We start from the raw sequence: 20,194 nt of genomic DNA, 5'->3' as shown, positions 1-20,194 counted from the left end.
TCGCGCCGGCGCCAAGCATATCATGGAAGAATGACAGAGCCCCTGACCAAACTCGTCTACTTCGCCTGGGTGCGGGAACGGATCGGCCGCGCCTGGAACGCCCTGCTCCAGTGCTAAAGACGCATTACTCGACGGGCACGGCATCTCACGCCGATTGATCGGAGCCGAAAGTCTTGCAAATCGCCGCGCGGCCGGTAACCACGAGGCTAGATTATTAGCCGGCAAAATACACGCTACAAAGCGCCGCCTGTGACAGGAGCTGGCGAGGCGGTTGTGGAACAGGCACCACGCGTCGTAAGACGAGCAAATTGTCGATCCCGGCCAGGCCGGTGTGATCCAGGACGGCAAGAAACCCTCAAGCAGTGAAGCTGGCGCAGTAGGGCAATGCGTCCTCGTCACGACGCATTTGCCTTGTAACCGTGGGGGAACTGTTGTTCTTGTTTCGCTTGGACGGCCCAGTGAAAATGCGCAAGAGGGTTGAATTTCAGCCCCCGCTTGTCACTGTGTGTGTTCCTGGCCTTGTCTAACGTGGTCTTCGCACAGGATTCGGTTGGCAACATGACCGAAGGAGAATCGGCTCGGCAGGCCGCGGCCGAAGTCTCCGAGGCTGATCGCCTCGCGCACCTTGTTGCCGAGAATGCGAATAATGCAAGCTCGTTGCGCAAGATGTTTGTCGTCAACGAGGTTCGCGTGAAGAACATCAGGAAGGAGTTCCCGAAGCGTGAACGAGAGGTCATTCGCGAGGCGGTGACGCTCAACCAGGAAGAGGTCGATGAATTGCGCAACGCTGTGCAGTCAAATTCCCCTGTTTTTAGACGCGCTAGCGAGCAGCTTGTTGATGTCTCAAAAGTAATCGCAGCTGAAATGACCGAATCAGACGTGGTTCTCTACGTGGACGAGTGACGCCGTCGCTTTGCTACCTGCACTCAACCGGTTGCGCCCCGCTCATTCTACTTGAATTCGGTGTTGACAGTCCGCTACGGCGATCAAGAAACGACGCCGACATGCAGGATGACGAGCGCGGTTCGGTTGCAGGACTCGCATGTTGTCACTTAAATGGGTCAAACGAATTCCGTGTGTTCTTGAGGCGAATGTTATCGGGAGCCATCGCGCCGCCGGAGACGATGAACGCAATGGCGTCGTTCTTGGTCCAGTCAAGCCATACGAGGCGCGATGTGGGGACGATCTCAACGAAGCCGGACGTCGGGTTTGGTGTGGTCGCGACATACACCGCCGCAAGCTCTTCCCGATCCTCCGTCGCGGGAAAGATACGCGTCACGATGCCGACGGCACGCATCTCGGGCGTTGGAAACTCGATTAGCACCACTCGCTGCCCGCCGGGCGTTGCCGCGTTGGTGCAAAGGGAGGCTCCACGTTTGGAAAGAGTCGCGTCCACCCGCAGGTCAGAACTTCCAGGCATGCCAGCCGCAGCATCGTCGGCAACGCCCACAGTTCGGCAATGGTGAGGGGTGCGCCCTGCTGATAAGCCTGTACGAACCGAACCGCCGTCATCAGCGAAAGCTGGAGATGCGATGTATGGAGCAGACCGTATGCGATCGCCAAAATACGCGGCACGCCTTCATCGCCGGGACCCTTCAGGATAGGCAGGCGCTTATAGAATCCTGTCGGCAGGTCCTGCTCGATCTGCACCACGGCGCGCTGCACTTGGTAGTCGTTGTCGAGCAGCCACTCGGCCGCCTTGGTGGCCTCCGGCGAAGGATTCGCGGCGGCGGCTCTCGCCCGATGGAGCCAGCTCGATATTCGGCGCAGTCGCGACCAAGGCGCACCCGGCCGAGGCCTGTGCGTGGAAACTGCGTGGCGTCCCTGCAAATCCCGCGCCGCGACCGCCAGCGGATCGGGTTGAAGGTCCTTGACCTGTGCTATCATAGCAGGGCGCGGCCCGGAGGTCGTCCCTTCGTGTCATCCTGCGCGACCTGATTGCGAACCTGCTTCTGCGAACGGTACAGAACAATCAGCAACGGCGTCGTGGCGTGCGTCAGCAGATAGGACGCCACGCTTCCGCATGACACGTCTGCGTGAGCGCCACGACCGTGCGCGGATAGAACGACCAGATCCACAGCTTCATCGATGGCAATGCGGGCAAGGCCACCACAAACGTCTCCGTCGCGCAGGGTCACGTTGACAGAAATGCCCTGTTGCGCGATGCGGACGCGGATTAGCTCGAGATATTGACGCGCGACTCGTTCATTGCGGCTGCGCACCTGTTCTTTCAGTGTGAGGTCCTCGGCCTCAAGGGGCCCGACCTCGGTCAACTCCGGGGCGGGAATAACATGGGCCAGTAACAGCTCCGCGTCTCCCGCCTTGGCAAGAAGCGTCGCAAGCGGAAGGACGCTTTCGGCACGGCACGAACCGTCAAGCGGCACCAGGATACGTCGGTAATGCACGATGGGCACATCTGGAACGGAGGACGGGACCAGCAGAAGTGCACCCGACATTTTCTCGACCAGCTTGCGCGCGGTGTCGCCCAGCGCCCAGTCGGCTGCTCCGCTATCGCCATGGGTGCCCACCGCTATGAGGTTGATCCCTTGGTTGCGAGCCCAAAGCCAGATTTGTTCGGCCGGACGTCCTTCGATGACGACCGTGTCGATGCGGAAGCTCTCGTCGCCCCTCTCGCTCGCCAGCCGCTTTAAGTGTTCATGCACCTCGCGGCGCCGAATGTCCCATTCAACGGGATCGGGAGGAGCGTCGGTCTTGGACGCCACTTCGAGAACCTGAAGCAGAGTGAGCGAAGCACGAAAGGCCCGTGCAATGGCGGCTGCGTAGGGAATGACTTTGTGTGAAATCGCCGATGCATCCAGGCAGGCGACGACTCGACCGTTGGCCTGGGCGTCCTGAAAATCGGTATCGGCCTCACCGCTGGAGCTGCCGCCGGCCGCGACGATGGATACGGGCATGTTCACCTCCTTCATTTACTAGACCCTGCGACCTCATCTCCCGAGGTCGTCAAAGCAGATGCGGGCCTGTCGCTTGCAAGGGCAACGTCTCTCCTGGTTGCGGTTCTTTCGGTGGAAGCACGAGTGAATTGTGTGTTCCGGATCCAGCGCAGAGATACTTTACCGAACTGCCGGCAATGTGCATGAACCCTTGGCTGGCTCGGCTTGTCAGCGTGGGCGAGAAAGGCGAGCTTGAATGCTTCCTGCAAGATAAACTGCGGGCCAATTGAGTAAGAAGGGTCTTGCCGATGGCGGCCGGTCGGCGTTGGGTCGCGCAGGACATCAGGCACTCCGAATCGACAAATGCGCACGAGCATTTCCCTTCTCGCGCATACCGACATTGATTTTCATCAAGACGTAAGCGACGCCCGCTCGTTAAGGCCACCAAACGATCACCGTCGGAGCGGGTGCGCGGTGTTCGGCCTCAGATTACATGTTGCGAATCTGGAGCGGGTAAAGTGTTATCCGCGTTATCCGCGGCAAGCACTTTGCTATTCATCTCGGCTTGGATGCAACATCGGTTCGTCGAGCAGCTTTCCTGCAATCTCGAGATCAGGTCCAACTGGTTGCACAACAGCAGAAGGACAAATATGCGCTTGAACGGCTGGTCTGGGAATCGCCCCGGCGGCGCCTACGATGGCGAATGGCAAATTCCTGTTTGCTATGGCTCGCCTGCAGGGTGGCGCGTTCAATGCGTTGATGCGCCATCAGATCGAGGCGCTGTCCTTTCTCTAGCATGACTACGAGCAGAACGTGAAGCTGGTCGGCTAGTCGTTGTCGTTGAAGGGGAAGAAATGGATCGCCTTCAGCGTTATTGGAATGTCATAGCCCTCGATCAGCACCGTGGCCCACTGGTCCCCTACATCATCCTGCCAGGTGTTGGTGACGCGGCACCTCACGGCCAGATCCATGCCAATCTCGATTTTTTCCGTTCTCTTCGCCATCATGAACTCCCCTTTAAGCTTCGTCCCGGCGCTGCATATCGATTCTTGCGCTGCAGCGTCAGTGGCCAGTTCGAAAGCAATCAGTAATCGCCCCTTGCTTCAGCAGGGACCGGGTCATGCTGCCAAACGCCCATTCAGGGGGTCTCCGGCGGCGCCCTGTCTTCGAAGTAGATGCCACGGATGAGAACGCAATTGCCCCGACAGATCTGCCATTTCTTCGATCGAGAGCCAATCCCGAAGGGTATGACGGACTGATCTTGGAAGCCGGCAGGCGCGCCATTCCTGGAATTGAGGTCGTCGGCCAGTTCGTTGACGCATTGCTGGGTCTGCTGTGCGGTATGCGAGAAATTGGAAATGGCGGGGTCGCTCATAAAAGCTCCGATCTCCGATCAGAGTGTTTTCGTCGACTGGAGTCTGGTGAGCGTCATCGCCGCGCTATTCTCCTACGAGCACCGCGTCGGGCGACCGCTTCCCTCAGTTCACTAAGAAACTGGCGGCTGTGAAGCTTGGCAATGGTGGTGAGAAGACGAGATCGCCGCGCTCGCCTGCCCGGTCGCGGAATAGCTTGCCCTTGTCCGTATTCATGCCTCTAACGGGTGTGCCATCTCAAAGTCCTGGGAGGAAGCAGTGAGGCGGTCCGTCGCAGCGCAAGCGCCTTCGTCCTCTTGGCCGGGGGATTGCCCGGATAGTCGAATTGTAACGATCGGGCCGACCCACTTCGATCAAAACTGTGCGATCGGAGACCCCGCGTCTGTATGCATCCAATATCGCACGCGCTATCGCCTCTGCTTGTCTCTGGTTCAAGGCAAAGGCGCAAGCCCTGAGGCTTTCGTGCGCCACCCGCCTCAGAAAGGCTACCTGACAAGCCGAAAAGACGCCGCTATGCGGCGCGGAGACATTCTCGCTCATTGCTCTATCCCAGCATCGGTCCTATCTGCAGATAACGCGACCTGGTCCATTTCGTCATTGATACAGATCAACTGGCCTTCGCCGACTGTTCTAGGTGCGAACTCCTGACCCGGTGGGCACCGATGAATGCCGTGTCGTCCGTGACGGCTACGTCATCACTGGCGGCAGCGTCACCGCCGGCATCGACTTCGCTCTCGTCGTCGTTGCCGAAATCTTCGGTCGCGCCCCGCCGGGCCCTCCAACTCGGCTATAAATAAGCTCCCGCTCCACCAGACTGACCGCGCAAGTGATGTTGGAGAATCGCGTCAGCAGCTTGCTGGTCCTCGGTGACGAGCGCGAACTTGTCGGGATCGTTAGCGACGGTGATCTCCTCAGTTAGAAGGATCGAACTTCAGACGGCAGATCCTCGCCTACAGAACTGGCGCGTATATCTATCAAGCAACTCGTGTCGGCGAGCATGGGGAGCGGCGCGGCGACGGCTTTTATCGGCGACGCCTATGAAAGCAATGGGCAGGCTTCAGTTGGACATCAGCCTATTGAGAGAGGACCCGCCGCTACGAGTTGATCCGCCTATTGCCGAGCGAAAAGATGCTGCAGCTGGAGTTCGAGCCCTCGCATTGTAAGCCGGCGAGCGACGCCGATCGAGCGGGCCTGGACGGAAGAAGTCGAGCAGATAACCGGATTTCAACCACGAGGCGCATCACCCTTGTCTCCGGCCTGCAGTTGCCTATCTGTGACCGGCTGCCGAGAGAGAACATCGTGTCTACCGGCTGCAGGCCTGACGGCGAGCGCATGATTGGTCGACTCGTCACGAGCGAGCAGCTGGCTGAGTGCTCGAAGCGATCACCCAGCGCCGTGCGGTCATCTAGCGCATTTTGGTCGGGGACGATCCTACCATCTCCACCCGCGGCTGGAGGTCGCACCGGCTCCAAGACACGAGACGTTCGGGGATGCGACAATTGCAGCGGGTTGCCGAATGTGTTTCATTTGCTTCAGTGTTTCCGGGATGTCCTGACGAATCTCTGCGACGTGCGGCCGTAAAGCTGGGTCCGAGCGGCGCTGCAATCAGCGAGTCCCCCGAATGACGTTGTGGCTCATTGCCCTTATTCCCGTCTTCGGTGCAGTGTTTCCGTCGCTGCTAGAGCGCTCGGGACGAAACGCCTGCGCGGCTGCGACCGGCGTGGTCACCCTTGCGGCGCTGGTGCTTCTGCTCTCGCGGGCGCCCGCGGTTTACCGTGGCGAGGTCCTGCAGACGCACATTGAATGGCTGCCGCAGATCGGCCTGTCGTTTTCGTTCTTTCTGGATGGACTTGGATTCTTCTTCGCCGCGCTTATCCTCGGCATCGGGCTCTTGATCATCATCTATGCGCGCTTCTACCTCGGCCGGAACGACCCGATCGGGCGCTTTTACGCCTATCTGCTGCTGTTCCAAGGCGCGATGGTCGGGATCGTGCTAAGCGATAACGTCCTTGTCCTGCTCGTCTTCTGGGAACTGACTAGCCTCACGTCGTTTCTGCTGATCGGGTACTGGCGGCATCTGCCCGAGGCCCGCCAAGGAGCCCGAATGGCTCTGATCATCACGGGCGGAGGCGGACTGTCGCTGATCGCCGGCATGCTGCTGCTCGGTCACATTGCAGGCTCCTACCAGCTCACCGAAATCCTGGCGCGCGGAGCGCAAATCAAGGCTTCACCCCTATATGTGCCGGCGCTTCTGCTGATATTGGGTGGCGCCTTCACCAAGTCGGCGCAGTTCCCGTTCCACTTCTGGCTTCCGCACGCCATGGCGGCTCCGACGCCGGTTTCAGCCTACCTGCACTCGGCCACCATGGTGAAGGCCGGTGTGTTTCTGCTCGCGCGTCTGTGGCCTGCCCTGGCGGGCACCGATGCGTGGTTCATGATCGTGGCGCCGGTCGGGATGGCAACGATGCTGATTGCGGCGTGGATCGCAATTTTCAAGAACGATCTGAAACAGGTGCTTGCGTTCTCGACCGTGAGCCATCTCGGCATGATGACCATGCTGTTGGGGCTTGGCACGCCGATGGCGGCTGTCGCGGCAGTCTTCCACATTCTCAATCACGCAACCTTCAAGGCGGCCCTGTTCATGAGCGCCGGCGTCGTCGATCACGAGGCCGGCACGCGCGACATTCGCCGACTCGGGGGGCTGCTCACGCTGATGCCGATCACGGCGACGCTGTCGCTGATCGCGACGGCCTCGATGGCAGGGATTCCGCTGCTCAACGGATTTCTCTCGAAGGAAATGATGCTCGAACAAGTCGCGCTGACGTCCTATCTGGGGACACCCTGGCTGTTCCCGGCGCTGGCCGGGCTGGCGACCTTGCTCTCGGTCGCTTATTCGGCGCGATTCGGCATCCGTACGTTTCTCGGGCCCAAGCGACACGATTACCCGGCCCGTCCGCACGATCCGCCCGCGGGCATGTGGCTGCCGATCGCCGTATTGGTCTTTCCGGTGCTTGCGATCGGGCTCATGCCGGCGACATTCGCCGGGGCGGTCGTCGAACGCACCGCGCTCGCGGTAGTGGGCGGGCCGTTGCCCGAATACCACCTCGCCTTGTGGCACGGCATCACGCCGGCACTGCTCATGAGTCTCGTAGCGCTCGCCGGAGGCGCTGCCGTTTTCTCCGCCTACAACCGGTTCGACGGCATCCGGCTCGCTCTGCTGCGTCCGGATGCGAAGACCATGTTCGAGGTAACAATCGGCGCCGTCACGCTGACGGCCCGGCGCTGGATTGATGCCACGCATAACGGGTCGCTGCAGCGCTATGTCGGCATCATTGTCGGTGTCATTGTGGTTCTCGGCGCGGTTGGGTTCTGGAGCGTCAACCATGGCGCGGGCACGCGTTCGACGCTGCCGATGACCGTGCCCGCCGTCATCGCCTGGATCGCGCTGATCGGCGCCAGCATCGCGGTCGCGCTGCGGCACTACGATCGCGTTCTGGCCCTGATCCTGACCAGCATCGTCGGCCTGGTGGTTTCTCTCGGCTTCACGCAGTTCTCGGCACCGGATCTGGCGCTCACGCAGATTTCCGTGGAGGTGGTGACAACCATCCTTTTGCTGCTCGCGCTCAATCTCCTGCCGAGGACGAGTGCGCGCGAGACGCGGCCGCTGGCCCGCTGGCGCGACGCCGGCATAGCGTCGGTCGCGGGCATCGGAATCGCGGGTCTGGCATATGCGGCGATGACCCGCGGCTTTGATTCGATCTCGGCCTATCATCTGGCCGAGGCGAAACCAGGCGGAGGCGGCACCAATGTCGTCAATGTCATTTTGGTGGATTTCCGCGGCTTCGACACATTCGGCGAAATTATCGTGCTGGGAATCGCGGCCATCACGATCTTTGCGCTGCTCGACAAGTCGCTGAAGGGCGCCGCAGCGCGCCGGCTCGCAGCCACGCGGCGGGTCGAGGAGGCCAAGGACGCGCATCCGATGGTCCTGGTGGTTGTGACCCGCGTGCTCCTGCCGCTTGCGCTCACCGTCGGCGCCTACATATTCATGCGCGGCCACAACCAGCCCGGCGGCGGCTTCGTTGCCGGCCTGATCGTCGCCATCGCGCTGATCACCCAATACATGGCCAGCGGCTACGTCTGGGCGGCCGAACGCAGGCGGTTCGATGCGCACGCGCTGATCGGCGGCGGCATCGCGATCGCCGGCCTGACCGGCATTGTCTCCTGGGTGTTCGGGCGCCCGTTCCTGACCAGCGCCTACGACTACGTGCATTTGCCGGTGCTGGGTGAATTCGAGATCGCATCGGCCGTGGCCTTCGACCTCGGCGTATTCCTGACCGTTGTCGGCGTGACAATCCTCTCGCTCGCCCAGATTTCGCGGATCGCGCAGCGCGCGGAACGTTCCCCCGACACCGACAGTCCAATGGACATCCGGTTCGCGACCGAGTCAGACGGCCCGGTTGCCATCGCAGACCCAGTCCGGCAGGAGAAGTGACTTGGAGCTGCTTGTTGCCAGTGCTACAGGCGTCCTTGTCGCGGTCGGCGTGTACCTGTTGCTGCGCGGCCGGACGTTCCCGGTGATAGTGGGCCTGACGTTCCTGTCATATGCGGCGAACGTCTTCCTGTTCGCGATCGGGCGCCTCGCGATCAACCGCCCGCCGATCATCAGTCCGAATGCTTCCGGCTATACTGATCCACTGCCGCAGGCCCTGGTGCTGACGGCGATCGTGATCTCGTTTGGCATGACGGCGCTTATTGTGGTCCTCGCCCTGCGCGGCTTTCTGGAAACCGGTTCGGACCGGGTCGATCTCGACACGCTGGACGACGCGCGGGCTCCGCGCAAAAAGCCGGACCCGGGACGCGGGGACTGGCCGGCATGAGCAACTTGATCGTCGTTCCCACTGTCCTGCCTGCGATGACCGCAGCGCTTCTGATACTGGCACTGCGCCACGACCTAGCGCGTCAACGCATCGCATCCGTTGCGGCGACCGCGGCGCTGCTCGCAATCACCATTGGACTGTTCATGCTGGCGAGTGACGGGCAGCCTCGCGCATACCTGCTCGGAAACTGGCCCGCGCCGTTCGGAATCGTGCTGGTGCTCGACGGACTTTCAGCCACTATGCTGGTGCTGACGTCGGCGCTCGCGTTTTTGATCCTTCCCTATGCCATCAAGGGCTGGGATGCCCAGGGACGGCATTTTCACGCACTGTTCCAGTTTCAGCTGCTGGGCATAAACGGCGCCTTTCTGACCGGAGACCTGTTCAATCTGTTCGTGTTCTTCGAGGTCATGCTGATCGCCTCATATGGATTGATGCTGCACGGCGGCGGCGCGCCTCGGCTGAAGGCGGGCTTTCAGTACGTGGCGATCAACCTGGTCGCTTCGACGCTGTTCCTGTTTGCGGTCGGCCTGATCTACGCGGTGACAGGAACACTCAACATGGCGGATCTCGCCGGGAAGGTGGCGCAAATTGCCGCTGGCGATCAGGCGCTGTTGAAAAGCGGCGCATTGATGCTGCTGATCGTATTTGCCATCAAGGCCGCGCTGGTGCCGCTGCACTGGTGGCTGCCGGCCACCTATGCCGCGACATCGGCGCCGTCGGCAGCGTTGTTCATGATCATGACCAAGGTCGGCGCCTATTCGATTCTGCGCGTCTATGCACTGATCTTCGGCGCCGAGGCCGGCGCGCTGGCGCAACTGGCCAATCCCTGGATTCCGCCGGCGGCGATCGTCACCCTCGTCTTCGGCTCGGTCGGCATGCTGGCGAGCCGGACGTTGCGCGATCTCGTCTGCTTCTGGGTCGTCGCCTCGATGGGCACGCTGCTGATTGCGCTCGGGACCTTCGATCTCCCTGGGGTGACGGCCGCGCTCTATTACCTCATCCACAGCACGTTGACCGGCGCGGCGCTGTTCCTGCTCGCCGATTTGGTGGCCGAGCGGCGCGCGCAATGGCTCGATCGCCTGATCCCGGCGCCCGAGATCCAGCGTGCGACGCTGATCGGCGGGTTGTTCTTTCTGGCCGCCATTGCGGCGGTCGGCATGCCTCCGCTATCCGGATTCATCGGCAAGCTGATGGTCCTGGAAGCGCTGCGCGGCGCGCCAGGCTGGCCGCTGATCTGGTTTGCCATTCTCGGCACCAGCCTGTTGATGATCGTCGGCTTTGCGCACGCCGGCTCGACCCTGTTCTGGAAAAGCCGTGACGCGAACAAGATCGTCGAGGAATCGGATCGCCGTTCTTTCCTGCCGATCGTGGTGGTTGCGCTGTTGCTGGCGGGAACCGCTGGACTGTCGGTGGCGGCTGGCCCTGCTACGCGGTCGCTCGAAGGGATCGCCCGGCAGGCGCTCGATCCCAATCCCTATGTCCGGGCCGTACTCGGTACGGATGCACGCGTCCGTGCGGCGGGGAGGTAGTCATGCTGACACGTCTTGTGCCGCACCCTTTGCTGACACTGCTGATCGCCGTGGTCTGGGTGCTGCTGAACAACGATGTGTCCATTGCGCAGGCAGTGATCGGCCTCGTGCTTGGGCTTCTCATTCCGAAAGCCACGAGCGCATACTGGCCCGGGCGCCCGCGGATGCGTGCTCCACTTGTCGTCATCGAGTACCTGCTGATCGTGCTCTGGGACATCGTCGTGTCGAACGTGCAGGTCGCTTATCTGATACTCTTCCGCCGCGGCGACCGGTTGCGAACACGCTACATTTCCGTGCCGCTGGTCCTGACGACGCCTGAGGCGATCACCGTACTGGCCGGAACGATAACCATGACGCCCGGCACGGTTACCGCCGACGTCAGCGCCGATGGCTGCGCGCTGCTGGTACATTGCCTCGAAACGGATGATCCCGAAGCGACAATCGCCCGGATCAAGACGCGCTACGAACAACGGCTCAAGAGGATTTTCGAATGATCGCCACCGCCTGCACCATCGCCCTTGGGGTGATCGGCGTCGCCCAGCTGATGAACCTTTACCGCCTGGCCGTCGGCCCGGACGTGACGGATCGCGTGCTGGCTCTCGACACGATGGTGATCAATGCGATCGCGCTGATCGTTCTGGTGGGAATCCTTTACGGCACCACCATGTATTTTGAGGCCGCCTTGCTCTTTGCCATGGTGGGTTTTGTGACGACCGTGGCCTTCTGCAAGTATCTCCTACGCGGCAACGTGATTGAATAAGGACGCTGTGATGCCATTCCTGTCAGAAGTGCTCATCGCCAGCCTCATCCTGATCGGTGCGTTCTTCCTGTTTGTCGGATCGCTCGGGCTGGCCAAGCTGCCCGACTTGATGCGCCGGCTGCATGGGCCGACCAAGGCGACCACGCTCGGCATCGGATCGATGCTGGTTGCATCGATGCTGTATTTCCTCCTCGTCGGCGGCCACTTTTCGGTACATGAGCTGCTGATCACGATCTTTCTTTTCCTAACCGCACCGGTGAGCGCCCACATGATCGCGAAGGCGCATATCCTCCGTTCCCGGCGCGAGCGCAGCGCGCTGCCTGTAACGGGTGGCAAGGTCGGGTGGGCTACCCTCGACGAGAATGGCTCCTAGCGTCCACCTCTCTCGACCCGCCATGAGGCTAGGTAGGGAACGAGGCCCTTTATGTGGCTGCTTTCGCAAGTGAGGCGTGCAGGAATAGCGGAGGTCGCTCCTACATGTCCGACCCTGTCGATCGGCTCGCGGGCCGTGGCCTTGATCGGAAGGCACGCACCTTGGTCTCATTAGCCGACGGCTTGGCCAGCAATCGAAGAGTCGTCACACTCTGGGTGCGTTCATCGACCCGTTCATGCTTTCCTCAGTCGCGAACTTGGATGAAGTGACCGGCTCAGTTGGCCGTGATCTCGTGGCAATGGATGTCGATGCTTGCCGCATAGAGCGCTCAAGGGGATGCGGTTAGCTTGTTGGCGAGCGCAGTGTTGCAGTCCTTCGCATCCATTGGTGGCCCGCTCAGCTTTATCGTGGTTGTTGTGGACCCGCAGCCAAATGTCAGTGAGAAAGTAGAACAGGGAGCAATGGATCGTTGAGGACGCCTTGCGTGGCGCCACCAAGAACGAAGTCGCGCACCCGCGAATGTCCATAGCCGCCCATGACCAGCAGTTTGCAGCCTCTTTCTATGGCGCTTCGCTGCAGCGTCTCCGCGATTGGGCAGTCCTCTGCATTGACTCGAGCAGCTTCGGCCTTGAGACCGTGTCGGCCAAGCGCTTCCACAAGCCGGTCGCCCGCATCTTTATCTCTCAGTGGCTTCTCGTCCAGCACCGTCAAGATCGAAACGCGCTCAGCTCTCTCCAGAACAAACCGCGCGTCCGCGACTGCGCGCGCGGCGACTCGGCTACCATCCCAGGCGATTGCGATGTGGTTGATTGTCTCAACGGTAGATCGTTCGGGCAGCAGGATCGTCGGCCGGCCGGAACCAAAGACAACGGCCTCCGCCGTCATCCGTGAGGTGGGATTGCCAGCTTCCAAGCCAACCAAACTCAGATCAAAGTATCGGGCATGCATAGCCGCAGCATCACCGAGCAGCGCAAGCGGCGCGGCAAGGCGGTCCGCCGTGGCGTTGACGCCGGCAGCTGAGGCCTTTGTATTGACAGTGGCAAGCAGATGCTCGCCGCGATCACGGCTCCCTCCCTCCGCCTGCCGGATCAATGTGGCCGTATCGAGCATGACTCTGGACAACGCGTTGGAAAGGTTGGGAATATTGACATTGATGGCGAGAGCATGGATTGCAGCGCCGAGCTCCGATGCAAGCGAAACGACCTGCGTGGCGGTCCCATCAGAGTTTGCAACGGGATAGGTTACGAAAGGGACGAAGACCTGAAGCTGCATGGCAAAGTTCTCCTCTAAGGGCGTTAGCGGATGATAGAACGGACACCGCCGATAGTCTCATCCCCAATGCCGCGAAACGCATTCCTGCTCTTTGATCTCCCTCAACTGCGATCACGGTTTCTGCTCCGGCGGGTCGCTTGCGTTCCTGCTGGAGGTGGCTGGTTTCGCCGTTCACATGACCACCTGATTGCCGGTCGTGCCACAACACTATCACCTGCGCGTTCGTGAACGGCTTCAAATCCGCCGGGCTACACCCCTGTTGGAAAACCTCGTCGCTCACTCCAAATTCGAGCCTAAATTTCGCCTGCCTGATTTAACAGGTTCTACGTCTAGGCGATTGACGTTGATCAAATCGTTCAGGCGGGCTCGATGGTACGGAAGTGCTCGTTAACTACCATGGAGATCACCAATGCTACGCAGTATCCTGGTAGCCCTAGACGGATCGCCCTCCAGTGTCGAAGCTGGGCTGTTGGCGCTTGAACTTGGCAAACGCCACCGCGCTCATGTTGAGGGCCTTGGCATCGTCAATTCCGCATGGATCCAGCGTCCTGAGCCGGTTCCGATCGGCGGCATGGCATACAAAAAGGCGCTCGACCTGACATTGCTCAAGACTGCGTCCGATCGCGTCAACGCCGTTCTCAGGACCTTCGGTGAGCGTGCAAAGGATGCAGACTTCGCCGCCTTTGAAACGAAGAGAGTGGATGGCGATCCACGGATCCAGATCGAGTTTCAAGCAACCGCTCACGATTTGGTGGTGCTCGGTCGCAACAGCCTGTTCGACGTGGACGGAGAGCTTTATGAAATGCCGCTGCACATTGATAAGGTCATTCGAGGCGAACCTCGGCCGGTGCTCCTCGTACCCCCCGGCGGCAAGCCAGATGACGATCTGGCCGCGCCAGTGCTGATTGCCTTCGATGGGAGTCCCGCGGCATCACGGACGCTACATATGTTCGCGTTGCTCGGGCTCCCTGTAGAACGGGAGGTTCATGTGCTCACCGTCGACAACAGTTCAGAGGATGCCGCAGCCGCAGCCGCGGGCCGCGCCTGTGCTCTCCTGCGACGGCACGGCGCCAAACAGGTTCATGGAATTGGATTGGGAGATCTTCAAGCCGGCACACCGGCAGAAGCGATTCTTGGGACAGCAAAAGCTTTGGGCGCGGGCATGATCGCGATGGGTGCGTACGGGCACAGAGGAATCCGCGAGATCTTTGGCTCCTGTACCCGAGACGTCCTGGCAAATTCCTCAAAGCCCCTGTTTCTGTACCATTAGGACAGCTTGGCTCCGGTACCATAGATCCGGCGGTTCTTGTCAGGCGTCGAGGCGACGACTTTCGTAAGCGCCTTGCCGATCGCCTATGCGTCTTGGCCTGACGCTTTCGGAAGTTTCAGGGCACGAACTCCTCGATTCGGCTTTAATGATGGCCACCGACAATCGCCTGCAGGGTTTCGGCGATGTAGGCGACCGGATTGACATCGCCCAGTTTGCAGGTCGCCTCGATGGAGGTCAGCAAGAGTGCACGGAAATTGTTTTAAATGCCTCGACGATCTCGCCATCCTGCGCGGGGTCACGCGGTCGGGCGCTCATGTGCGAGAAGCCCAGCTTCTTCAGCAGTGTCGACACCTCCCGCTCATGATAATCGACGCCGAAGCGCTCCTTGATGACCAGCTTGAGATCGACGCGCCACCGCACGACGCCATCAACGGCAGGATCAGGGCGTGTTCGACTGTCAATCAGCACGGAATGGGGACCCTGGATCGGCGCGCAAAAGGCCATGCCGAAACACACGGCGGATCACAATATTGAGCCCATAACCAAGGTCGAGGCGTCCGAAGTGCGCGCAGGCGATCTGCTGGACACCTTCAGCCGCATGCCGCGGCTCGCCACCGCCGTGCTATGGGTTGCCTCGCGGGATGAGGCAACGGTCGTCGAGCACCTGGTGGGTATCGGGCGGCGCGATGCCAGGGAGCGCACGGCGCATTTTCTGTTGGAACTCGGCGCGAGACTGAAGCTTGTTGGTCTCGGTTCCGCCGCCGGATATGCCTGCCCTTTATCGCAATCCATGCTCGCCGATGCGATTGGCCTGAGCGCCGTCCACGTCAACCGTGTGCTACGCGAACTGCGCGAGGCGGGTCAGGTCACCTTCGACGATTTCGAGGGGCTGGTGCGCCTCGCGGATTTCTACAGGACCTATCTCGATCACGACGGCCCTTTGTTGAAATGATCAGGCGGCGGTCATCCCGCCATCGACTGCATAAGCTCCGCCATTGACGTAGCCTGCATCATCCGAGCCGAGGAAGGCGACAAGTCCCGCTACTTCTTCGGGCGCACCATAACGTTTCATCGGGATCGAGGCGGCGAACCTTCCCGCACCGTCGCGGATGCACCGGCGCTGGCGCCTTCCTCGATCGAGGCCATCATACGGCTCTCTATCGGGCCAGGATTGATGCAGTTCACCCGAATGAACCACGGTTGGTCGGCGACCAGCATACCGACACTATTATCCACCCACGTGTCTGCGTCCTGCGCGAGCGAAGACTTGGCGCGAGGCGGACATCCAGAAACTGGCAATCGGCCGTTTTTCAGATCGAAGCCGATGTGGCTGCTCTTCAGTTGGCGAGGCCTTTTCTATTGATGCCGTAACTCACGGTACTCGTCTACTGTGAGAGTCCCAGCCTGATCTGCTTCTCGATCTCGATCACCGCGAAGAATGCGACTCCGACACCCACGATGAGAATGCCATCCCACAGGGGCACGGCCCGTGTGCCGAGGATTGCCTGCGCGGGTATGAAATAGGTCACGGCGAACTGCGCGGCGGTGATGGCGACAACCACGGCCCAGACAATTTTCGTTCCGCGCGCGGCTGCCCAGGTCAGCGAGGTCCCGTGGATGTTGCGGATGAAGAAGAGGTGGAAGATCTCGAGGACGACGAGAGTGTTCATCGCCATGGTCTGCGCCAGTTCCAGCGGATAGCCCCTGTCGATCGCGTAGGTGAAGATGCCGAATACCGCCGCCAGGAACAGCAGCGCCACCAGCGCCACATGCCAGACGAGTTCGCCGGAAAGGATCGAAGCGTCGCGCCGCCGCGGGGGGCGAGCCATGGTCCCCGTTTCTGTCGGCTCGAAGGCAAGCGCGATCCCCAGGGTGATCCCGGTGATGAGGTTGATCCAGAGGATCTGGATCGCGGTGATCGGAAGCGCGAAACCCGCCAGCAGGGCCAGGATCACCACCATCGACTCGCCCGCATTGGTCGGCAGCGTCCAGCTGATCACCTTCTTGAGATTGTCGTAGACAGTCCGCCCCTCCCGCACCGCCGCGGCGATGGATGCGAAATTGTCGTCAGCCAGCACCAGATCGGCAGCCTCCTTGGCGGCTTCAGAGCCCTTCAGCCCCATGGCGATGCCCGCGTCGGCGCGCTTCAGCGCGGGCGCGTCGTTGACCCCGTCGCCCGTCATGGCGACGGACAGTCCATTCGCTTGAAGGGCGGTCACGAGCCGCAATTTGTGTTCGGGGCTCGTGCGGGCAAACACGTCGACGCTTGCAACCTCCAGCGCGAGCTGGGCGTCATCGAGCTTGTCGAGTTCTGCGCCGGTCAGCACCCGCCCGGGGTTGGCGAGACCCACCTGCGCCGCGATGGCGGCAGCGGTTCCGGCATGGTCGCCTGTGATCATCTTGACACGGATTCCTGCCGCCCGGCATTCGGCCACGGCCGCGATCGCCTCCGGTCGGGGCGGGTCGATCAGCCCGACGAGACCGAGAAAGACGAGTTGTCCTTCTAGCGAGTTTGCGTCAATCTTCCCGCTGGCCTCGGTTGTTTCGGCGAGCGCGAGCACGCGCAGTCCGCGGCGAGCAAGGGCTTCCGCCCGATCATGCCAATGCTTGAGGTCGATGTCGCGACACATGCGCAGCACCCGCTCGGGCGCGCCCTTGACGGAAGTCACGCGGCCCTCCGGTCCTTCGGTGAGGACGGCCATGTAGCGGTGGCGGGCATCGAAGGGGATAGCATCGAGCCGTCGCGCTCCGGTCCTCGGATCCTTCATCACCTTGCCCGCGAAGGCGAGCAGCGCTCCTTCCATCGGATCGCCTTCGACAGTCCAGTGGCCGTCGCGCAGCCGCAGTTCCGCGTCGTTGCAAAGCGCGGCCGCGCGCGCGAGGTCTTCGAGGCTTCCGGCAGGCGTGATCTCACCCTCAGGCGCATATCCTTCACCGGAGATTTCGAACACGCCTTCCGGAGTTTCCGCGGCCGCCACGACCATCTCGTTACGGGTCAGCGTCCCGGTCTTGTCGGTGCAGATCACGGAGACCGAGCCGATCGCCTCGATGGCGGGCAGGCGGCGAATGATGGCATTGCGACGCGCCATGGCCTGCACACCGATGGCCAGCGCAATGGTCATCACCGCGGGCAGGCCCTCGGGGATCGCCGCAACAGCGACGCCCACCACGGCTATGAACAACTCGGAAAACTCGTAATGGCGGACATAGTAGCCGTAGGCGAGCAGCAGCCCTGCGAAGAGCAGGATCAGGAGCGACAGCCAGCGCGCAAAATGGTCCATCTGCGCGACCAGAGGCGTCTTCAGCTGCTCGACGCCAGCGAGCAGCCCGCCGATGCGGCCGATCTCCGTGGCAGCGCCGGTCGCAACCACCAGCCCGCGCGCGGTTCCCTGCGTGATCAGGGTACCTGACCATAGCATCGACCGGCGGTCTCCGAGGGCTGCGTCGGGCGCGACGGGATCCACTGTCTTCTCGACGGGGACGGATTCGCCCGTCAGGATTGCTTCCTGCGCCGCAAGGCCACGCGCTTCAAGGACGCGCAGGTCGGCGGGAACCTTGTCGCCGGCCTCCAGCAGCACGATATCCCCCGGCACCAGGTCTGCGCCGTCGACAGACAGCCGGGCACCATCGCGCAGCACCGCCGCGCGCGGCGCCAGCATCCCCCGGATCGCCGCCATCGCAGCTTCGGCCTTGCCTTCCTGGATGAAGCCGATCACGGCATTGGCCAGCACGACCGCCAGGATGACGCCCGTGTCCACCCAGTGTTGGAGCGCACCGGTGACCACAGCCGCCGCGATCAGCACGTAGATCAGGACGTTGTGAAACTGGGCGACGAAACGGCGGACCGGACCGCGTGAATGAGCCTTGGGCAATCGATTGGGGCCATGCTGCGCCAGCCGCCGCTCCGCTTCGGTGCTGGTCAATCCGCCGAGCACGGATTCGACGGCGACGAGGCACCTCTCGGTAGGCTGGCTGTGCGGATCGGTTGGGGTCAAAAGCATCACATTCCCGTTATGCGTTGAGGCTGAGAAAATGGAAGGAGCCGGGGGCGACTGAGATCCTGTGCAGATGAGCGGCCGCCCGGGTGACAGGCCGAAGCGGATCGAACGGCAGTCATACGACTTCGCGCCCTTCCGCGTCTATCTCCGGGATGGCGGCGCGGTCCTCTGCTCGACTGCCACACAAAAGTTTGACGGCTCGGTCAGCCGCGTCCTGGAAGGGTTCGAGCAAGATATCGACGCCGGAAGCCAGCAGCGCGGCCGTCTCTTGCGAGTTCTGGGAGGTCACGGCGATACGCCCGTCTACCCCGGCCGCCCGAACCAGCTGAAGCAGGGTGCTACGCGCGTCTTCGTGGCTGAGTCCGACCGCCTGCTGTGGCACGGATAGAACAACCTAGGCTGCCCAACTCTGTTTTACAGAAGAGGACCTGCCAGCCGCGCCAGGTTCTCGGAGATCTTTTGGGCGATCGTGCGCTTTTTCCAACCGTCGAGGGTGAGCGTCTCGCCGGCGCCGAAGCAGCGGATTTGCTCACGTCGCAGTTGCGCCGTGACGCCACGGTCAAAAGCGACAAAGCTTATTTCAGCGTTCAGGACAAAGGAGCGGATGTCGACATTGCTGGAGCCCAGCAGTGCGATCTCGTCATCAAATGTGACATGCTTGGCATGCAGGAAGCGTCCCTTGTAGAGGTGCACTTGGATACCGGCCAGGAGAAGTTCGGAATAATAGGATCGCTGCGCGAACTTCACCAGAATGTGATCCGTGAGATACGAAACTACCAGGTGGACTTCGACTCCGCGCAACACCGCGGTCTTGAGCGCCTGCAGGAAGGCCTCGTCTGGGACGAAATAGGGGGTAGTGATGACGACACGTTCGCGCGCGCCGTGAACCAGCGCGGCCATGAGGTGTCCAACGCCGGCATCGGGGTAATCGGGGCCGCTTGGCAGGACCTGCGCGACGACCCCGGCGTCGGGATGATGGTGCGGAAACAAGGCGGGCATGGCCAGTTCCTCGTCGGAGATGAGCTAACTCTCATTGTCGCCGACGGCCTGGTGCATGTATCGGGAGCGGTCTCCTCGCAGAGTGAGCGAGATGCCGTCCGCGTGGTTGTCGAGGGCGTAAGGGGCGTCAAGGGTGTCTTCGACCAACTGTCCCTTGCCTAGCTCCACACAGGCGGCCGATGCTAGGCGAAAGCATCCCATGAAATCCTGTCAGGTGACATCGTGAGCAACTCCGAGATACAAGACGACCTCGAGACGTTGCAGCGGGAGACATTCGACTACTTCATCCATGAAGCGAACCCTGCCAACGGCCTGATCCTCGACAAGACGGAAGCAAACTGGCCCGCAAGCATCGCCGCCACCGGCCTTGCGCTGGCCTGCTATCCGGTGGGCGTCGAACGCGGATTCATGAGCCGGAGCGCCGCCACGGAACGCACTTTGGCAACGCTGCGCTTCTTCTGGAACAGCCCGCATGGGCCGGAACCGGACGCCACGGGATATCGCGGTTTTTACTATCACTTCCTGGATATGCAGACCGGCCGGCGAGCCTGGCAGTGCGAGCTGTCGACCATCGACAGCACCTTTTTGTTGGCCGGCGCGCTGGCCGCGGCGGCGTTTTTCAGTGCGAACACGCAGGACGAGGTCGAGATCCGTACTTTGGCCGATGCGCTCTATCGCCGAGCCGATTGGCGCTGGGCGCAGGATGGGGGAGAGACCGTCAGCCACGGTTGGACACCCGAGCGCGGATTCCTGACTTACCGCTGGGAAGGATATGACGAGGCGCTCTTGCTCTATGTCCTGGGGCTCGGCTCGCCGACGCATCCTCTACCCCCGACCAGCTACGCC

At 61.6% G+C, this 20,194-nt stretch carries 22 protein-coding genes and 1 pseudogene; 13 read left to right on the top strand and 10 right to left on the bottom strand.

Annotated elements, in window-relative coordinates; all coding sequences use genetic code 11:
• Positions 1 to 558 precede the first annotated feature (558 nt).
• A complete protein-coding gene (locus tag MAXJ12_RS31945) occupies positions 559 to 903 on the top strand; it encodes a hypothetical protein (protein WP_193364391.1) in 345 nt (114 codons plus the stop codon).
• A 145-nt stretch (positions 904 to 1,048) separates the two neighbouring features.
• Here the strand turns inward: MAXJ12_RS31945 and MAXJ12_RS31940 are convergent, their stop codons facing one another.
• The 5 genes from MAXJ12_RS31940 to MAXJ12_RS31920 all read right to left on the bottom strand — a co-directional run bounded on the left by MAXJ12_RS31940 (position 1,049) and on the right by MAXJ12_RS31920 (position 4,269).
• Positions 1,049 to 1,297 carry a DUF502 domain-containing protein gene (locus MAXJ12_RS31940; RefSeq protein WP_244421680.1) on the bottom strand — a complete coding sequence of 83 codons (249 nt, stop codon included), beginning with the start codon at positions 1,295 to 1,297 and terminating at the stop codon, positions 1,049 to 1,051.
• Between the two features lie 20 nt (positions 1,298 to 1,317).
• Positions 1,318 to 1,665: a hypothetical protein gene (locus MAXJ12_RS38110; protein ID WP_162097517.1), complete on the bottom strand. Its 348-nt coding sequence runs from the start codon at positions 1,663 to 1,665 to the stop codon at positions 1,318 to 1,320.
• Between the two features lie 218 nt (positions 1,666 to 1,883).
• Positions 1,884 to 2,930 (bottom strand): universal stress protein, encoded by a 1,047-nt coding sequence (locus MAXJ12_RS31930; RefSeq protein WP_008840352.1) that lies wholly within the window; start codon positions 2,928 to 2,930, stop codon positions 1,884 to 1,886.
• Positions 2,931 to 3,721: 791 nt separating this feature from the next.
• The gene (locus MAXJ12_RS38380; RefSeq protein WP_193364390.1) at positions 3,722 to 3,898 is read right to left on the bottom strand and encodes a hypothetical protein; all 177 of its coding nucleotides are present in this window, start codon (positions 3,896 to 3,898) and stop codon (positions 3,722 to 3,724) included.
• Between the two features lie 134 nt (positions 3,899 to 4,032).
• Positions 4,033 to 4,269 (bottom strand): hypothetical protein, encoded by a 237-nt coding sequence (locus tag MAXJ12_RS31920; RefSeq protein WP_008840349.1) that lies wholly within the window; start codon positions 4,267 to 4,269, stop codon positions 4,033 to 4,035.
• 827 nt (positions 4,270 to 5,096) lie between these two features.
• Here MAXJ12_RS31920 and MAXJ12_RS39780 point away from each other — a divergent pair.
• The 7 genes from MAXJ12_RS39780 (at position 5,097) to MAXJ12_RS31890 (ending at position 11,809) form a co-directional block, all read left to right on the top strand.
• Entirely contained in the window at positions 5,097 to 5,186 is a 90-nt protein-coding gene (locus tag MAXJ12_RS39780; RefSeq protein ID WP_008840346.1) for a CBS domain-containing protein, read from the top strand.
• Positions 5,187 to 5,888: 702 nt separating this feature from the next.
• Complete coding sequence (locus MAXJ12_RS31915) at positions 5,889 to 8,762, top strand: monovalent cation/H+ antiporter subunit A (protein ID WP_008840345.1); 2,874 nt, start codon at positions 5,889 to 5,891, stop codon at positions 8,760 to 8,762.
• 1 nt (position 8,763) lies between these two features.
• A complete protein-coding gene (locus MAXJ12_RS31910; protein ID WP_008840344.1) occupies positions 8,764 to 9,147 on the top strand; it encodes a Na+/H+ antiporter subunit C in 384 nt (127 codons plus the stop codon).
• The gene (locus MAXJ12_RS31905; RefSeq protein WP_008840343.1) at positions 9,144 to 10,676 is read left to right on the top strand and encodes a monovalent cation/H+ antiporter subunit D; all 1,533 of its coding nucleotides are present in this window, start codon (positions 9,144 to 9,146) and stop codon (positions 10,674 to 10,676) included. The genes MAXJ12_RS31910 and MAXJ12_RS31905 overlap by 4 nt, the downstream gene beginning before the upstream one ends.
• A 2-nt stretch (positions 10,677 to 10,678) precedes the next feature.
• Positions 10,679 to 11,170 (top strand): Na+/H+ antiporter subunit E, encoded by a 492-nt coding sequence (locus tag MAXJ12_RS31900; protein WP_008840342.1) that lies wholly within the window; start codon positions 10,679 to 10,681, stop codon positions 11,168 to 11,170.
• Complete coding sequence (locus MAXJ12_RS31895; RefSeq protein WP_008840341.1) at positions 11,167 to 11,436, top strand: K+/H+ antiporter subunit F; 270 nt, start codon at positions 11,167 to 11,169, stop codon at positions 11,434 to 11,436. Before MAXJ12_RS31900 ends, MAXJ12_RS31895 begins: the two co-directional genes overlap by 4 nt.
• Positions 11,437 to 11,446: 10 nt before the next feature.
• Positions 11,447 to 11,809 carry a Na+/H+ antiporter subunit G gene (locus tag MAXJ12_RS31890; RefSeq protein ID WP_008840340.1) on the top strand — a complete coding sequence of 121 codons (363 nt, stop codon included), beginning with the start codon at positions 11,447 to 11,449 and terminating at the stop codon, positions 11,807 to 11,809.
• 435 nt (positions 11,810 to 12,244) lie between these two features.
• Here the strand turns inward: MAXJ12_RS31890 and MAXJ12_RS31885 are convergent, their stop codons facing one another.
• Positions 12,245 to 13,081, bottom strand: a complete 837-nt coding sequence (locus tag MAXJ12_RS31885; protein ID WP_008840339.1) for a universal stress protein — start codon at positions 13,079 to 13,081, stop codon at positions 12,245 to 12,247.
• A gap of 409 nt (positions 13,082 to 13,490) precedes the next feature.
• Between MAXJ12_RS31885 and MAXJ12_RS34800 the strand changes: the two genes are divergently transcribed.
• On the top strand, positions 13,491 to 14,351 hold the full coding sequence (locus MAXJ12_RS34800) for a universal stress protein (RefSeq protein ID WP_008840338.1): 861 nt from the start codon (positions 13,491 to 13,493) through the stop codon (positions 14,349 to 14,351).
• 258 nt (positions 14,352 to 14,609) lie between these two features.
• Here MAXJ12_RS34800 and MAXJ12_RS31865 read toward each other — a convergent pair.
• A pseudogene (locus MAXJ12_RS31865) lies at positions 14,610 to 14,795 on the bottom strand (helix-turn-helix domain-containing protein); the annotation flags it as partial.
• 118 nt (positions 14,796 to 14,913) lie between these two features.
• Between MAXJ12_RS31865 and MAXJ12_RS31860 the strand changes: the two are divergent.
• Positions 14,914 to 15,303, top strand: coding sequence for a Crp/Fnr family transcriptional regulator (locus MAXJ12_RS31860; protein WP_202946716.1), 390 nt, complete (start codon positions 14,914 to 14,916; stop codon positions 15,301 to 15,303).
• Here the strand turns inward: MAXJ12_RS31860 and MAXJ12_RS39775 are convergent, their stop codons facing one another.
• The gene (locus MAXJ12_RS39775) at positions 15,304 to 15,549 is read right to left on the bottom strand and encodes an SDR family oxidoreductase (RefSeq protein WP_280113354.1); all 246 of its coding nucleotides are present in this window, start codon (positions 15,547 to 15,549) and stop codon (positions 15,304 to 15,306) included. It abuts the gene before it with no gap.
• 187 nt (positions 15,550 to 15,736) lie between these two features.
• A complete protein-coding gene (locus tag MAXJ12_RS31850) occupies positions 15,737 to 18,352 on the bottom strand; it encodes an HAD-IC family P-type ATPase (RefSeq protein WP_008840333.1) in 2,616 nt (871 codons plus the stop codon).
• 67 nt (positions 18,353 to 18,419) lie between these two features.
• Between MAXJ12_RS31850 and MAXJ12_RS31845 the strand changes: the two genes are divergently transcribed.
• The gene (locus tag MAXJ12_RS31845; RefSeq protein WP_008840332.1) at positions 18,420 to 18,737 is read left to right on the top strand and encodes a hypothetical protein; all 318 of its coding nucleotides are present in this window, start codon (positions 18,420 to 18,422) and stop codon (positions 18,735 to 18,737) included.
• Positions 18,738 to 18,763: 26 nt separating this feature from the next.
• Here the strand turns inward: MAXJ12_RS31845 and MAXJ12_RS31840 are convergent, their stop codons facing one another.
• A complete protein-coding gene (locus MAXJ12_RS31840) occupies positions 18,764 to 19,249 on the bottom strand; it encodes a phospholipase D-like domain-containing protein (RefSeq protein ID WP_008840331.1) in 486 nt (161 codons plus the stop codon).
• Here MAXJ12_RS31840 and MAXJ12_RS39415 point away from each other — a divergent pair.
• A complete protein-coding gene (locus tag MAXJ12_RS39415; RefSeq protein ID WP_244421678.1) occupies positions 19,232 to 19,510 on the top strand; it encodes a BON domain-containing protein in 279 nt (92 codons plus the stop codon). The two genes, MAXJ12_RS31840 and MAXJ12_RS39415, sit on opposite strands and share 18 nt — an antisense overlap.
• A 60-nt stretch (positions 19,511 to 19,570) precedes the next feature.
• On the top strand, positions 19,571 to 20,194 hold a 624-nt coding region (locus MAXJ12_RS31835), incomplete at its 3' end, for a glucoamylase family protein (protein ID WP_008840329.1).

Origin of the sequence: Mesorhizobium alhagi CCNWXJ12-2 (genome assembly GCF_000236565.1) — a bacterium.
GTDB classification, from domain to species: Bacteria; Pseudomonadota; Alphaproteobacteria; order Rhizobiales; family Rhizobiaceae; genus Allomesorhizobium; species Allomesorhizobium alhagi.
The sequence above is the reverse complement of the archived record's forward strand: the minus strand, read 5'-3'. Positions and strand labels throughout refer to the sequence as shown.

Bases quoted from the DNA above. Each gene is read 5' to 3' on its own strand.
- MAXJ12_RS31945 (WP_193364391.1), top strand. From the start codon at position 559: ATGACCGAAGGAGAATCGGCTCGGCAGGCCGCGGCCGAAGTCTCCGAG.
- MAXJ12_RS31940 (WP_244421680.1), bottom strand. From the start codon at position 1,297: ATGCGTGCCGTCGGCATCGTGACGCGTATCTTTCCCGCGACGGAGGAT.
- MAXJ12_RS31930 (WP_008840352.1), bottom strand. From the start codon at position 2,930: ATGAAGGAGGTGAACATGCCCGTATCCATCGTCGCGGCCGGCGGCAGC.
- MAXJ12_RS38380 (WP_193364390.1), bottom strand. From the start codon at position 3,898: ATGGCGAAGAGAACGGAAAAAATCGAGATTGGCATGGATCTGGCCGTG.
- MAXJ12_RS31920 (WP_008840349.1), bottom strand. From the start codon at position 4,269: ATGAGCGACCCCGCCATTTCCAATTTCTCGCATACCGCACAGCAGACC.
- MAXJ12_RS39780 (WP_008840346.1), top strand. From the start codon at position 5,097: ATGTTGGAGAATCGCGTCAGCAGCTTGCTGGTCCTCGGTGACGAGCGC.
- MAXJ12_RS31915 (WP_008840345.1), top strand. From the start codon at position 5,889: ATGACGTTGTGGCTCATTGCCCTTATTCCCGTCTTCGGTGCAGTGTTT.
- MAXJ12_RS31905 (WP_008840343.1), top strand. From the start codon at position 9,144: ATGAGCAACTTGATCGTCGTTCCCACTGTCCTGCCTGCGATGACCGCA.
- MAXJ12_RS31900 (WP_008840342.1), top strand. From the start codon at position 10,679: ATGCTGACACGTCTTGTGCCGCACCCTTTGCTGACACTGCTGATCGCC.
- MAXJ12_RS31895 (WP_008840341.1), top strand. From the start codon at position 11,167: ATGATCGCCACCGCCTGCACCATCGCCCTTGGGGTGATCGGCGTCGCC.
- MAXJ12_RS31890 (WP_008840340.1), top strand. From the start codon at position 11,447: ATGCCATTCCTGTCAGAAGTGCTCATCGCCAGCCTCATCCTGATCGGT.
- MAXJ12_RS31885 (WP_008840339.1), bottom strand. From the start codon at position 13,081: ATGCAGCTTCAGGTCTTCGTCCCTTTCGTAACCTATCCCGTTGCAAAC.
- MAXJ12_RS34800 (WP_008840338.1), top strand. From the start codon at position 13,491: ATGCTACGCAGTATCCTGGTAGCCCTAGACGGATCGCCCTCCAGTGTC.
- MAXJ12_RS31850 (WP_008840333.1), bottom strand. From the start codon at position 18,352: ATGCTTTTGACCCCAACCGATCCGCACAGCCAGCCTACCGAGAGGTGC.
- MAXJ12_RS31845 (WP_008840332.1), top strand. From the start codon at position 18,420: ATGAGCGGCCGCCCGGGTGACAGGCCGAAGCGGATCGAACGGCAGTCA.
- MAXJ12_RS31840 (WP_008840331.1), bottom strand. From the start codon at position 19,249: ATGGCCGCGCTGGTTCACGGCGCGCGCGAACGTGTCGTCATCACTACC.